We start from the raw sequence: 12,188 nt of genomic DNA, 5'->3' as shown, positions 1-12,188 counted from the left end.
AGGTATTGAATGGCGCTGAACCGAGGCTGGCTACTGTCAGAAATTACAGGTGCGGGCGGGTTTAAGACGAACGGTCCCCCTATTTGCCACCGATAAAAAAACGGCCCACTGGCCGTTTTCCTGTATCCGAGTAACTAAACCGCCGGAATATCCAGCGACACCGACATGAACTGACTGATCCGCGAACGCAGCCATTTCTCCGCCGGATCGTTGTCATGCACCCCGCTCCACGCCATCGACAGTTGCGCCGCATCAATCGGAAACGGTGGATCTTCAGCCCGCAACGCACACCCCTCAACCAACGCACACGCCGCGTAATCCGGCACGGTCGCGATCATCTCGGTGCCGGCCAGCAGCGCGCGCAAACCGCTGAATTGCGGCACGCCGAGCACCACACGACGGCTGCGACCGACCTTGGCCAGGTCCACGTCGATGTTGCCGCTCAGGTCGCCGGAGAAAGACACCATCGCATGAGGCCGCTCGCAGTATTCATCCAGAGTCAGCGGGCCCGGGCGGTTGTCGCCGCGCAGCACCTTGCACGGAATGTCACGCAGTTTCTTGCGCTTGGCGTTTGCCGGCAGATCGGTGGTGTAACTCACGCCGACGGAGATTTCCCCGGAGGCCAGCAACGTCGGCATCAGCAGATAGTTGGCACGGCGCACCACGACCACGATCCCCGGCGCCTCTTCCTGCAACTGGCGCAGCAATGGCGGGAACAGACCGAATTCGGCGTCATCCGACAGGCCGATGCGGAACACGTCGCAGCTGGTGGCCGGATCGAACTCCTTGGCCCGACTGACCGCGCCGGAAATCACGTCCATCGCCGGTTGGAGCTCCCGAAGAATCGCCAGCGCCCGCGCCGTCGGCTCCATGCCGCGACCGTTGCGCAGCAACAGTGGATCGTCGAACAGATCGCGCAAACGGCCCAGCGCCGCGCTTACCGCCGGCTGGCCCATGAACAGTTTTTCAGCAACGCGGGTCAGGTTTTTTTCGAACATCAGTGCTTCGAAAATCACCAGCAGGTTCATGTCGACGCGGCGCAGATCATTACGGTTCATAGGGCACGTTTTCCTTGTTTGAGCCTGACGTGAAAGGTGGGCACTTTACTCGATCAGCGGTACTTTGGCCGCGCGTTTGTAGGGGCCGTATTCAACCGGTACCCACTGGAAGTGCTTGTCGACCGCCGTGATGTGGCCGATACCCGGAAACGGCAAATGCGCGGCCGTCACCCAGGTTTTGCTGGCGGCCGCTGCGCTGAACACTGCATGACGGCTTTTGATCGCTTGCTGATTGTTGACGTCAAAACTGATCGACACTTCGGGATGATCGAACTGCACCGCCAGGTTATGCACCAGATCGCCCATGAACACGATGCTCTGGTTCTGCGAAGTGAAGCGGTAGGTGGTGCTGCCCGGCGTGTGCCCGGCTTCCAGTGTGGCTTCGACCACACCCGGCAAAGGCGACTGGCCCTCTGCGAACGTCTTGAAGCGCCCGGCCGCCACGTAAGGCGCAGTGGAGTCCTGGGCGATCTTGAAAAACTCCCGGGCACCGGCCGGCGCCTTGGCCATTGCCTGCGGATCAAGCCAGTAATCGGCTTCAGCCTTGGCGGCGTAGACCGTAGCGTTGGCGAAGATCGGCTGTTGCTGGCCGTCGACCAATCCACAAACGTGATCCAGGTGCAGATGGGTCAGCAGAATCGCATCGACCTGTTCAGGCCTGTATCCGGCGGCCTGCATGTTTGCCGAGAGCTGGCCGGCGGTGGCGCCGATGCACTGGCCCGCGCCGGTATCGACCAGAATCAGTTGCTTGCCGGTATTGACCAGAAACGCATTGAACGCGGTCTGCACACCCGGCGTTTCAATCGAGCGACGGGCCAGCAATGCACGGATCTGACTCTGGCTCAGGCCCTGCAACAGTTTCGGCGACAGATCGTTGTAGCCGTCGAATAACGCGGTGACTTCGTAATCGCCCAGTGCCAGACGGAAATAACCAGGTGCCTGAGTACCGATCTGTGGCGCTTGCGCCATGGCACTGCTCATCACACCGGCAAGCGCCAGGCCAGTCACGGCGCTGAACAATCCTTTCATGCGTATCCCCTTGGTCGAGCCCGAAACTGCGGCCCCCAATGGTCCGCCTGTCCTTGCCATCCTGCCCGGCCTGCGCCGCGAGGACTTGCAGCGGTGTGCTGAGTTCAGGTTCAGCCAGCGTAATTAACAACGTTTAACTCGTCAGCCCTCGCCCCTCGCCGAACAATGAAACCCTCTGCGCAACGTTGTTTTTTGAACCAAGGGAAAGCCTGACAGTGCATTCCCCCCGACACGGACCCTGGCCATGGCTCATTCACAACAAACCGTCGCCCTCGCTCCTGCCATCGAACCACGCAGAACCGGTACGGGCGGCCTCAGCCCGCAGCGGGAGCGGCTGGTGAAACAACTGATACTCGAACGCCTGGGCGACAGCCTCGAAGTCACCGAACTGGCCAGCGCCTGCTCACTCTCACGCAGTCATTTTTCCCGGGCGTTCAAGTGCAGCACCGGGTACTCGCCGCAAGACTGGATCCGTACCCAGCGCATAGCCAGGGCCAAGTTGTTGATCCAGCACACCAACCACAGCCTTACACAGATCAGCCTGGAATGCGGATTCTGCGATCAGGCGCACTTCTGCCACATCTTCACCCGCAGCGAAGGAATCAATCCGTTTGCGTGGCGGTGTCAGGTCATGAAAAACCGCTGAGGCGGTTTCACTCCCGAGCCATCCGCTGAGCCAGGCGTGCCACCCGCTCGCCCAGGTGTGCGGCGGTCAACTGGTCTTCCGGCGGAGGGGCTTGTTCAGGCGGTTGCTCGACCGAGGACTGGGACATCGCCCCGAGGGAGCTGCCGAGGCGATTCAACTGGCCGTCGAACACCCCTTCGCACGCACGCGCCGGCAGCAGATCGAGCCCGACCCAGATCATTGAATGCTGGGCGGCGAACACCGCCATTTGCAGCAGGGTATTGAGTTTGTCACCGCACAGGCTGCCGGAATTGGTGAAGCCTGCCGCGAGTTTGTCGCGCCATGGCCGGGCGAGATAGAACGACGCCGTGGCCTCCATGAATTGCTTGAACGCGGCCGAGGCGCTGCCCATGTAAGTCGGCGCGCCGAAGATGATGGCGTCGGCGCGGTGCAGGTCATCCCAGCGGGTTTCGACGTCTTCCACCGCCAGCAACAGGCAGGTGCTGCCCACGTGGCGCTCCACCCCCTGGGCCACTGCCTGCGCAATGACGCGGGTGTGCCCGTAGCCACTGTGATAGACCACCACTACTTTGCTCATCGCAGCGTCCTCCGGACGTATGCATTCCATTGCCCCGGAGTTTTGGCTCTGACGCGGGCGCGGACGAGTTAATCGTTGTTAATTTTTCCCGGCTGTCGGCTGAGCGGGCACAGGTTCTGCCCTTTAAATACAGTGGTGAAGGCGCTGGATGCCGAGCGGTGCCCGAACGCCTGCCTCTCGCGCAAGTTGCACTGGCGGCAAATCCTGAGGAATATGCCCGGATACTGCGGATCAGACGGCTTGCGTGACCTTCGAGTCGCTCTGCGCCCTGCCCGTCACGGATTCTTCACCCCGACGGATCAGGATCAAAAAAACGTCGAAGGAGTGAGCGGTTGAGTCTTTCCCCGAATCAGGCCATCGGTTTCGGCCCCTATCGGATCCACCCCGGCCAGCGGCTGGTGCTTGAAGGCGACCAGCCTTTGCGCCTGGGCCGGCGTGCCATGGACATTCTGCTGATCCTGCTGGCCAACGCCGGCGAGGTGGTGAGCAAGCAGCAACTGATCGCCGGGGTATGGCCGGACAGCGTGGTGGAAGACATCAATCTGCGAGTGCACATGGCCGCGCTGCGCAAGGCCCTCGGCGACGGTCAGAACGGCCAGCGCTATATCATCACCGTTGCGCAACGCGGTTACAGTTTCGTCGCGCCGGTCGTGCTGCAATCGATTGAACAACGCCCTGCCGCCACCCACCTCGGCCAGCATAACCTGCCACTGCGTCGCACGCGGATGATCGGTCGCCAGTCGGTGGTCGACAGCCTGATCACCCAACTGCCGCGCCAGCGCTGCATCACCCTGGTCGGCCCCGGTGGCATCGGCAAAACTACCGTGGCCCTGCGCGTCGCCGAGCAACTGATCGGCCGTTATCGCAACGGTATTCGTCTACTGGATCTGGCACCGCTCGATGACCCTGCTTCGATCTGCTCGCACCTCGCCGCCCTGTTGGATCTTTCGCTGCACGACAGTGAACCGATGGCATGCCTGATCAACAGTCTGCGAGAGCGGCAGATGCTGCTGGTGATCGACAACTGCGAGCATTTGATCGATGCCGTGGCATTGCTCAGTGAAAGCATTCTGCGCGGCGCGCCGCAGGTGCATATTCTGGCCACCAGCCGCGAAAGCCTGCGAGCCGAGGGCGAGTATGTGCAGCGCCTGGAGTCTCTTGATTGTCCACCGCCGATTGCGGTGCTCGAACGTGATCAGGCGATGGGGTTTTCTGCGCTGCAACTGTTCGTCGAACGGGCGATGGCGGCCCACGAACACTTTGAGCCGGGCAACGCTGATCTGCCCTCGATCATCGAAATCTGCCGCCGACTGGATGGCATCCCGCTGGCACTGGAACTGGCTGCCGCGCAGGTGGCGGGCCTTGGGCTGGACGGTTTGCTGAGTCAACTTCAGGGGCGGTTGCCGGCAGGCAATCAGACGCGTCTCGGCAGGCACGAAACGCTGCGCGCTACGCTGGACTGGAGCTTCAATCTGCTCAACGCCTGCGAACAGACCGGCCTGCGCCGATTGAGTGTGTTCCGTGGCGCCTTCACGCTGGAATCTGCGGCGGCGGTCATCGTCGGTCAGCACATCGAGCCGAACGAAGTGTTCGCCTCGATCACGCAACTGGTGGCCAAGTCGCTGCTCACCGTAGAGGTCGGTGATGAAGAGGTGTTCTATCGCCTGCTCGACACCACCCGCCGCTATGCACTGGAAAAACTTGATCAGGCTGCCGAGCTCGGCGAAACCCGCGAACGCCATGCCGAACGCAGCCTGGCGCTGATGCACCAGGCCCAGGCCGACTGGGAGAACACCGCGACTGAAGTCTGGATCGAGCGCTACGCCCGTAGCCTCGAAGACCTGCGCGCGGCGCTGGACTGGACGCTGAATGACGAAGGCTCGCGCCCTCTCGGCGTTCGACTGACGGCGACCTCGGCGCCGTTGTGGCAAGAGTTGTCTCTGCTAAAGGAATACGGCGTTCACGTGCGGCGGGCACTCGCATTGCTGGCGTCATCCGACGAGCCCTGCCCGCGACTGGAAATCGCCTTGAAACTGGCCCTCGGCAGCGCCTGCTATCACACCTGGGGCGGCACACCGGAAACCATCGAAGCCTTCGTCAGCGCCCGTCTGCTGGCGCAACGGCACGACGACATGGCCGGGCAATTGCGCGCCATATCGGGGCACATGGCGGTCAATCTCAGTTGCGGGCATTACCAGATGGCGCTGGAGCAGAGCGAGCAATTCGAAAGCCTCGGCGTGCACGGCGATGCGCAGTTGTCCTTGAGTACCCACCGCTTGCGGGTGCTCGCGCTGCATTACGCCGGCGATCAGCATCAGGCGCGGATCCACGCCGAACAGGTGATCCAGCGCATGGCCCACAGCGGCCACCTCAACCGCTTCACGCACGGTTTCGGCGTGCAATACGATCAGAGCGTCGCCTCGCTGACCGTCCTCGCCCGGGTGCTGTGGCTGCAAGGTTTTCCCGAGCAGGCCTGGCGCACGGCGCGGCAGGCGCTGGACATCGCGGTGCAGATCAACCACGGCACCTCGATCTGCTACACCCTGGCACTCGCCTCGTGCCTGATCGCCCATTACAACGGCGACGTACAGAACGCTCGCGCGCTGCTGCAACTGCTGCTCGAACAGGCGCAGAAGCATTCGGTGCTGCTGTTCTACACCTGGGCGCGGCACTACGCGCAGGTGATCGACGCCGACAAGGCCCCCGCCACCCCGCCCGCCGATAGCGGTCTGGTCAGGGAGATCATGGTCACGCTGGATCCGGTTTTCGTTGATGATGCCTTGCTCGAACGAGCACAAAGCGGAGCGGCCGGCTGGAGCACTGCGGAGATTTTGCGGGCCCGCGCCGAGCGATTGCTGGCGGCTGAATCGCCCTGCCATCACACGGTCGAAAGCGCCTTGCAGCAATCCCTTGAAATTGCCCGGGCACAAGGCGCACTGGCCTGGGAACTGCGCAGCGCAACGTCGCTGGCTCGGTTGTGGCAGCGCCAGTCGCGTTTTCGTGAAGCACTCCAATTGCTGACACCGATCTACCAGCGCTTCACCGAAGGCTATGCCACCCCCGATTTGCGCAAAGTGCGTTTACTGCTCGACGAATTGGGCGGTCAGCCGGCTGCGTGAGGCTGGCCGTGTGCGGCCAAGGTAACGCGCGTGCCGACGCTCGACATCGTTCAGTTCGCCGCTCTGCTCGAGTTGCTCGCGGGCGTATCGGCGCGTGGTGTTGAGCATTCGATAGCGCAGTGTTCCGCTGGATCGATCCATTGTCAGCAGCGACTTGGACGCCAACCGTTCAACCACAGCCACCAGCGTCGAGGGTGGTAATTGGGCACAACTGATCACGCCGATGGCGGCGTCCAGGGTGAATGCCATCTTGAACACCGATAACCTTTGCAGCACTCGTTTTTCCTGCTCGCTCAAGCGCTGATAGCTCCAGTCCAGCGCAGCCTTCATCGACTGATGGCGTGGCACGGCGGTGCGGCGACCGTGACTCAGGACTTGCAGACCTTGATCCAGTTGCGTCTGAAGGCCGACCAGCGCCAGCGCATCGATCTGCGCCGCTGCCAGTTCGATCGCCAGCGGCAGGCCGTCGAGTCGTCGACAGATATCGCGCACCGTTTCCAGATCCTGCTCACGCAGACCGAACCCGTGTTGACGCGCACGGGCACGACTGACAAACAGCTGCACCGCCGAATAGCCCATGACCTCATCGACGCTGTTAAGCGCCGTGGCTTTGGGAAGGGTCAGGGACGGCAGTGGTTGCAATACTTCCAGACCGAGACGCAACGGTTCGCGGCTGGTGGCAAGAATCGACAGACGGGGGGAAACGTCGAGCAACGTTTCCAGCAGGCTCCGGCAGGCTTCGTGCAGGTGCTCGCAGTTGTCCAGCACCAGCAAGGCGTGGCGCGCGGCCAGTGTGGGGAAGTCGATGTCGAGGGTTTTCAGCAGGTAATCGAGGAGCGGAGTATCTTCGTCGACCAGCGAGAGATCGACCTGCCAAACGCCGTCACGAAAATGTTGCAGCAGCAATTCCGCTGCGCGCAGCGCCACGGTGCTTTTGCCGACGCCGGCAGGTCCCGTCACCGTCAGGAGCCGGGACAACGGCAGTTGCCGGACCAGACCGCCGACCAGTGAGTCGCGCCCGGTGACCGGTGTCAGCCGTGCGGGCAAGTTGTGCTGGGGCGCTTGCAGGCTTTCGAAAACCACCTGAGCAACGCTGTCGCCCTGCACCGGTGCCACGAAGCTGTACCCGCATTGCGGCACATTGACGATGTAGCGTTGACCGTTCTCGCCGTCGCCGAGGGCCCGGCGCAACGCGGCGATGTGCACCCGCAGGTTGATCTCCTCGACCACCGAGGTCGGCCACACCAGAGCAATCAACTGCTCTTTGCTGACCACCCGCCCGGCGCGCTCGACCAGCACCTGCAGAATGTCCAGCGCACGACCGCCCATGCGCAATTGCCGATCCCCTTCGAGGATCAGCCGTTGACGCAAATGGAACGCGTACGGCCCGAAACGCAGGACCGACGCCGAGTTCAATTCGTTGAAGCTGTTCATGTCCGTTATCTTCGCAGGCCTCGATGACGGAACAACCACCACGCGGGGTCCAACACGGACATCCGGATGCCCGTAACGGACAGAACCGCTCTAGCTGAACTGTTCGCGATATTGCGTGGGGGTCAGCCCGAGCTTTTCGCCGAACAGGAAACGCATGTGCCGCACGCTGCCGAAACCGCTTTTATAGGCAACGGTCTTCAACGGCAGATCGCTGGTTTCCAGCAGGTTGCGCGCGCAATCGATGCGCGCACTTTGCAGGAATTCCATGGGTGTCATGTTGACCTCGCGGGCAAACACCCGAGCGAAGTGTCGTGCACTCATGTTCGCAAGACTTGCCATACGCTCGACAGTGAAAGCTTCCTCCAGATGCTCCAGCACATGGTTCTGCACCCGGGTAATCGGTGTTTGCTGGGGCGCCACTGCTGCCATCAACGGGCTGAACTGCGCTTGTCCGCCCTGACGTTTCATCACCACCAGCAACACCTTGGCCACGTCCTGGGCAATCTTTTTGCCATGATCGCGAGCGACCACCGCCAACGCCATATCGATGCCGGCCGTGACGCCCCCGGACGTGATCAGATTGCGATCCTCGACAAAAATCTGGTCAGTTGCGACGTTTGCCATTGGAAAGCCCTTGATCAGGCGTTCGGTGTAATTCCAGTGGGTGGTTACACGGTAGCCGTCGAGCAAACCGGCGTGTCCAAGCACGAAGGCACCGGTACAGATCGAGCCATATTGCCCGGCACGCGTGACCGCGCCCTGCAGCCAGGCGAGCAACGGCGGGTGTTTTTCGTTGTAGGCGCCGGGGCCGCCCGGCACCAGCAACAAGTCATAACGCTCATCGGCTTCGTCGATGTGCCGATCGGCGTGCACGAGGACGCCATTGGACGCACGCAACGGCCCGTGCTCGGTGCCCAGGGTCGTCAGATGATAGTGGGCTTGCGGTTTCAGGTAACGGTTGGCAACTGAAAAGACCTCCAGCGGCCCGGCCATGTCGAGCAGCAGAAACTCCGGGAACAGCACCATTGCCACGGTCTTCATGGGGGTATCACCAAAATCCATGCAAAATCATAAGTCTGCGCATTATGGCCGGATACGCTGGAGCCGTCGGAAAGAATACGTGATCCAGTGCACACAACTGTCAACTCTAAAGGGACAGTATTTCAATTTTCATCTACTTATTGCATCCCAGGGTTACCAGTAACCTTCTCCTCACTCGGACGAATCAACGTCCTGAAAGGAGATTTCATCATGCTGACCCTTCGTAAAGCTTCCGACCGCGGTCTGGCCAATCATGGCTGGTTGAAGTCGTTCCACACCTTTTCCTTCGCCAGCTACCGTGACCCGCGTGAACAGGGTTTCTCCGACCTGCTGGTGATCAACGATGACCGCGTCGCCGCCGGCAAGGGCTTCGGCCAACACCCCCACCGGGACATGGAGATTTTCTCCTATGTGCTCGAAGGCGCCCTGGAACACAAGGACACCCTCGGCACCGGCTCGGTGATTCGCCCCGGCGATGTGCAACTGATGAGCGCCGGCAGCGGCGTGGCCCACAGCGAGTTCAACCATTCGGCGACCAAACCTGTGCACTTCCTGCAGATCTGGATCGTACCGGACGTCAGCGGCGCGAAACCGCGTTACCAGCAAGAGCACTTCAGCGAGCAGAAAAAACGCGGTCGTCTGCAACTGATCATCTCGCCCGAAGGCAACCACGGCTCGCTGAAAGTGCGCCAGGATGCACGGGTGTATGCCGGGCTGTTCGATGGCGAGGAAAGTGCCACCCTCAAGCTGCCTGCCAACCGCTTCGCCTATGTTCACGTCGCTCGCGGCAGCGTTGAACTCAACGGCCTGCAGTTGAAGGAAGGCGACGGCGTACGGGTTCGTGAAGAGCAGGCACTGACCCTGAGCAATGGCCAGGACGCCGAAGTCCTGGTGTTTGATCTGCGCCCGCAGGAACTGCCGGAAATGCCATGATTCGGTGGTTTCATCGCTCGACAAAAACGGCCTTCATTGAAGGCCGTTTTTCATTCTGCAGGCAAGATCGCCAACTGATGTAGCCGTCTTGCACCGCCTCAATGAACTACTCATTCTCCAGTACGAACGCTTCGACAATGTGTTCGATCACCGCCCTGACCCGCGCGGTATGGCGCAAATCCGCATGGGTCACCAGCCACACTTCATAAGGCAGCGGCCGCGTGCGCTCCGGCCACAGTCTGACCAGACCATCGCGCTCGCCCATGTAAACCGGTATTTCTCCTACACCCAGACCGGCGGCAATCGAGCGTCGTACCAGCAAGCTGGAACTCAGACCGGCGACGATCCGCCCGCGAGTCACGGGCTCGTTCACCAAAGTCAGGTCCTTGTTGCCTTGCAGATACGGCTGGTACACCACCAGATCATGGCCCTCGAATGCACTGCCCGGCGCCGGCACGCCATGGTGGTCGACATAGGCCTGCGAAGCGAACAACCCCACCGGCCAACGCGCGATGCGCCGGGCGATCAGGTCCGGGTTGTCCGGGCGGGTGTTGCGCACGGCGATGTCCGCTTCTCGTTTGGCCAGGCTGAGGATCTGCGTGGAAGCGTCCAGCTGCACGCGCACGTCCGGATGCTGTTCGTGCAACTGCGCAATGGCCGGGATCAGGAAATCGATGGCCAGTGAATCGGTGGTGCTGACCCGAACGCTGCCGGTCAGGCGATCGTCCAGGCCCTGGATACGCCGCTCCAGCTCGAGCGCCGAATGCTCCATTTTTTCCACTGACTTGAGCGCGGCTTCACCGACTGCCGTCAACGCATAGCCCTCGGAGGTGCGCAGAAACAAGGTCGCGTCCAGCGACTTTTCCAGCGCCGTGATGCGTCGCCCGACCGTCGCCTGATCCACGCCCAGCACGCGCGCAGCGCCGCGTAATGTCGACTCGCGGCAGACCGCAAGAAAAACCCTTGCATCATCCCAGTTCATAACATTCCCCATTGATGCATAAACGCATCATAACAACGCAAACTCGCTGCATTAACGCAGCAACGATAGCCGATATGCTGGGCGCCATAAACCTTTCCCCAGGACCGCCATCATGCGCACTACAACTGCTTCGCCCGAACGCCCGGACACGAGTGTCTGGCTGGCGATCTTCGCCGGACTCTGCGCCAGCCTGGTCAGCATCGGACTGGCGCGTTTCGCCTACACACCGCTGATCCCTTCGCTGATTCAGGCGCAATGGTTTTCCGCCCATGATGTGGTTTACCTCGGCGCGGCCAACCTGGTCGGTTACCTGATCGGCGCCCTCCTCGGTCGCCCGCTGGCACGCCGGGTCACCCAGCGAACAGCTCTGCGCCTGATGATGCTGGCGGTGACCGTGGCGTTTTTTGCCTGTGCATACCCCGTATCGGTGAGCTGGTATTTCGGCTGGCGCCTGCTGTCCGGCATCGCGGGCGGCGCGATCATGGTGCTGGTGGCCGCGACTGTATTGCCCCATGTACCTGCCGCGCGCAAGGGCCTGGCCAGTGGTGCGATTTTCCTCGGCATCGGTCTGGGCATCGCCGGCTCCGGCACGATCGTCCCCCTGCTGTTGAGTCTGGGCCTGCAAGCGACCTGGCTGGGACTGGGCGCGCTGTCGCTGACACTGACGGCATTGAGCTGGTTCGGCTGGCCTTCGGAGCTGCCCCAAGCAATTACCACAACGGCTCAGGTGGATCCGGCAGAACCCACACCGCCTGCGGTGTATCTGTTGTTTGCCCAGTACGCGTTCATGGCCGCCGGGCTGGTGCCAGCCATGGTTTTCCTGGTGGATTACGTCGCCCGTGGGCTGGGCGCCGGGGCGCACGTCGGCGCGCTGGTCTGGGTCATGTACGGTCTGGGCGCCATCGTCGGCCCGGTGAGCTATGGTTTTCTCGCCGACCATCTCGGTGCGCGGACCGGCATTCGTCTGGTGCTTGTGATACAGGCGATCACTCTTGGCTTGCTGGCCGTTTCGCATTCGTTCGTGGCGCTGGCACTGCTGGCGGTTGTGCTCGGTTCGTTTCCGCCGGGCATTGTCCCGCTGGCGTTGGCCCGGGTGCATGAGCTGGTACCGGATCATCATCGCCAACAGGTGGCGTGGAGCCGCGCCACGGTGTCGTTCGCCACGTTTCAGGCGCTGGCCGGCTTCGCCTATTCGGCGCTGTTCAACGCCACAGGTGGACAGCATGTGCTGCTGTTCGTGATTGCCGGCGGTGCCATCGTGATCGCACTGATACTTGAGCACGTCATGAAACTGCTGCCCTCCTCGATCGAACAACGCCGCTGCGCCCATTGACGGGAATCATTAGGCCCTGACTGCGCTCCCATCTAC

10 protein-coding genes are annotated in these 12,188 nt (G+C 61.8%); 4 read left to right on the top strand and 6 right to left on the bottom strand.

All coding sequences use genetic code 11. From position 1 onward, the window contains the following. Positions 1-134: 134 nt before the first annotated feature. Positions 135-1,058, bottom strand: coding sequence for a LysR family transcriptional regulator (locus I5961_RS10230; protein ID WP_085701205.1), 924 nt, complete (start codon positions 1,056-1,058; stop codon positions 135-137). A gap of 45 nt (positions 1,059-1,103) precedes the next feature. Next, a complete protein-coding gene (locus tag I5961_RS10225; RefSeq protein WP_085701206.1) occupies positions 1,104-2,087 on the bottom strand; it encodes an MBL fold metallo-hydrolase in 984 nt (327 codons plus the stop codon). Positions 2,088-2,331: 244 nt separating this feature from the next. Between I5961_RS10225 and I5961_RS10220 the strand changes: the two genes are divergently transcribed. Then, positions 2,332-2,733 carry a helix-turn-helix domain-containing protein gene (locus I5961_RS10220; RefSeq protein ID WP_085701207.1) on the top strand — a complete coding sequence of 134 codons (402 nt, stop codon included), beginning with the start codon at positions 2,332-2,334 and terminating at the stop codon, positions 2,731-2,733. Positions 2,734-2,740: 7 nt separating this feature from the next. Here the strand turns inward: I5961_RS10220 and I5961_RS10215 are convergent, their stop codons facing one another. After that, the gene (locus tag I5961_RS10215) at positions 2,741-3,310 is read right to left on the bottom strand and encodes a flavodoxin family protein (RefSeq protein ID WP_227235111.1); all 570 of its coding nucleotides are present in this window, start codon (positions 3,308-3,310) and stop codon (positions 2,741-2,743) included. A gap of 332 nt (positions 3,311-3,642) precedes the next feature. On the opposite strand from I5961_RS10215, the gene I5961_RS10210 reads away from it, so the two are divergent. Beyond that, positions 3,643-6,429, top strand: coding sequence for an ATP-binding protein (locus tag I5961_RS10210; protein WP_227235110.1), 2,787 nt, complete (start codon positions 3,643-3,645; stop codon positions 6,427-6,429). Here the strand turns inward: I5961_RS10210 and I5961_RS10205 are convergent. Next, positions 6,391-7,863: an ATP-binding protein gene (locus tag I5961_RS10205; protein ID WP_227235108.1), complete on the bottom strand. Its 1,473-nt coding sequence runs from the start codon at positions 7,861-7,863 to the stop codon at positions 6,391-6,393. The genes I5961_RS10210 and I5961_RS10205 overlap by 39 nt on opposite strands. A gap of 90 nt (positions 7,864-7,953) precedes the next feature. After that, positions 7,954-8,904: a GlxA family transcriptional regulator gene (locus I5961_RS10200; protein ID WP_085701211.1), complete on the bottom strand. Its 951-nt coding sequence runs from the start codon at positions 8,902-8,904 to the stop codon at positions 7,954-7,956. A gap of 210 nt (positions 8,905-9,114) precedes the next feature. Between I5961_RS10200 and I5961_RS10195 the strand changes: the two genes are divergently transcribed. Further along, on the top strand, positions 9,115-9,837 hold the full coding sequence (locus tag I5961_RS10195; RefSeq protein WP_085701212.1) for a pirin family protein: 723 nt from the start codon (positions 9,115-9,117) through the stop codon (positions 9,835-9,837). Positions 9,838-9,943: 106 nt separating this feature from the next. Here I5961_RS10195 and I5961_RS10190 read toward each other — a convergent pair whose 3' ends face one another. Further along, positions 9,944-10,819, bottom strand: coding sequence for a LysR family transcriptional regulator (locus tag I5961_RS10190; protein WP_227235106.1), 876 nt, complete (start codon positions 10,817-10,819; stop codon positions 9,944-9,946). A gap of 112 nt (positions 10,820-10,931) precedes the next feature. On the opposite strand from I5961_RS10190, the gene I5961_RS10185 reads away from it, so the two are divergent. Next, complete coding sequence (locus tag I5961_RS10185) at positions 10,932-12,152, top strand: YbfB/YjiJ family MFS transporter (protein ID WP_227235105.1); 1,221 nt, start codon at positions 10,932-10,934, stop codon at positions 12,150-12,152. Positions 12,153-12,188: the final 36 nt, after the last annotated feature.

It is taken from the genome of Pseudomonas sp. IAC-BECa141 (assembly GCF_020544405.1).
Taxonomy (GTDB): domain Bacteria; phylum Pseudomonadota; class Gammaproteobacteria; order Pseudomonadales; family Pseudomonadaceae; genus Aquipseudomonas.
The sequence above is the reverse complement of the archived record's forward strand: the minus strand, read 5'-3'. Positions and strand labels throughout refer to the sequence as shown.

What these genes read in the sequence shown, in the direction of transcription:
- I5961_RS10200 (WP_085701211.1), bottom strand. Translation starts at nt 8,904, where the DNA reads ATGAAGACCGTGGCAATGGTGCTGTTCCCGGAGTTTCTGCTGCTCGAC.
- I5961_RS10215 (WP_227235111.1), bottom strand. Translation starts at nt 3,310, where the DNA reads ATGAGCAAAGTAGTGGTGGTCTATCACAGTGGCTACGGGCACACCCGC.
- I5961_RS10230 (WP_085701205.1), bottom strand. Translation starts at nt 1,058, where the DNA reads ATGAACCGTAATGATCTGCGCCGCGTCGACATGAACCTGCTGGTGATT.
- I5961_RS10185 (WP_227235105.1), top strand. Translation starts at nt 10,932, where the DNA reads ATGCGCACTACAACTGCTTCGCCCGAACGCCCGGACACGAGTGTCTGG.
- I5961_RS10205 (WP_227235108.1), bottom strand. Translation starts at nt 7,863, where the DNA reads ATGAACAGCTTCAACGAATTGAACTCGGCGTCGGTCCTGCGTTTCGGG.
- I5961_RS10220 (WP_085701207.1), top strand. Translation starts at nt 2,332, where the DNA reads ATGGCTCATTCACAACAAACCGTCGCCCTCGCTCCTGCCATCGAACCA.
- I5961_RS10195 (WP_085701212.1), top strand. Translation starts at nt 9,115, where the DNA reads ATGCTGACCCTTCGTAAAGCTTCCGACCGCGGTCTGGCCAATCATGGC.
- I5961_RS10225 (WP_085701206.1), bottom strand. Translation starts at nt 2,087, where the DNA reads ATGAAAGGATTGTTCAGCGCCGTGACTGGCCTGGCGCTTGCCGGTGTG.
- I5961_RS10190 (WP_227235106.1), bottom strand. Translation starts at nt 10,819, where the DNA reads ATGAACTGGGATGATGCAAGGGTTTTTCTTGCGGTCTGCCGCGAGTCG.